Annotated in this window: 1 protein-coding gene; it reads left to right on the top strand. The window is 62.3% G+C overall.

Going from position 1 to position 1,094, the window contains the following annotated elements; all coding sequences use genetic code 11:
* Window positions 1-10: 10 nt before the first annotated feature.
* Window positions 11-1,094: DUF5801 repeats-in-toxin domain-containing protein (locus AB4Z11_RS32345; RefSeq protein WP_442030365.1), on the top strand; the 1,084-nt coding region annotated here is incomplete at its 3' end.

Genomic DNA, 1,094 nt, shown 5'->3' with positions numbered 1-1,094 from the left:
TGATGAGACAGTGGGTAACCAGGCTGACGCCGACGATACAACTGCCGCGGGCGTGATCTCCTTATTCTCGGGCGTGACAACGACCAGCACCCAGATGGCGGCAGGTTATGCCCAAGGCTCGGCCTCCGTGATCGATTCGAGCGGCAGCAGCGGTGGTGTCGACGGCTTGGCCAGCACCGCCTATTCGCTCGACGTATCGGCGGCGGGTGTCGACTCAGGCCTCGATACCGTGGCTGGCGACAGCATCTTGCTGTACAAGGAAGGCAGCCTGGTTATCGGACGCATCTCTTCCGCCGGTGCCGACAATGGCAAGGCGGCATTCGCGATTGCGATCAATTCGTCCACAGGTGTGCTCAGCATGGCGCAGTACAACGCCATCAAGCATCCGACTGGCGGCGCTGCCAGCCCTGACGAGTCAGTGTCCATTGCCAGCAATGCGCTGCTGGCAGTTGCAACAGTCACTGATGGCGACGGCGACACCAGCGCGGCCTCAGTGGGCATTGGTGCACGCGTATCGATACAGGACGATGGTCCGTCGCTGGCCTTCGGCAATCTGGTTGGGACCGGAGTCATCGATCCGCAATACGGTTACTGGACCAGCGCCACTGGCGTCGACAAGCTTGGCGCCACAGGGCTCGACATCACGCTCAATTCCTTCTCGCTGGTGCGGCCGGACGGCTCCACGCTGGCGGGTGCGGGATCGACCTTCAGCGAGCTGGCCGGTTCGCCGGATGCAAGCGGCAACTACCTCTTCTCGGGCACATTGACGGGGGACTTTGACAACAACCCGGCCACCGCAAACACCGTCGAGCATTTCACCTTGACTGCGTTTGCCAACGGCACCTACGCCCTCGACCTGGTCGAAGGCTTCCAATCCACTACGACCGAAAGTACCAGTAACGGCACGCTTGATTCGGGCGGACCGGACCCCGTACGCACCCTGACCATCGGCACCGACAGCGTGGTGTTCTTTGCTGCCAAACCGTTGGCGACGTCTGCGCAGTTGCTGTCCGGTGTCGGGCTTGGCGCCCCTGACCCAACCGAAGCACAGCTGCAAACGAACCCGCTGCCGGACTACATCGACGGCACCAAGG

Origin of the sequence: Pseudoduganella sp. RAF53_2, from assembly GCF_052113985.1 — a bacterium.
Taxonomy (GTDB): Bacteria; Pseudomonadota; Gammaproteobacteria; order Burkholderiales; family Burkholderiaceae_D; genus Rugamonas.
The sequence above is the reverse complement of the archived record's forward strand: the minus strand, read 5'-3'. Positions and strand labels throughout refer to the sequence as shown.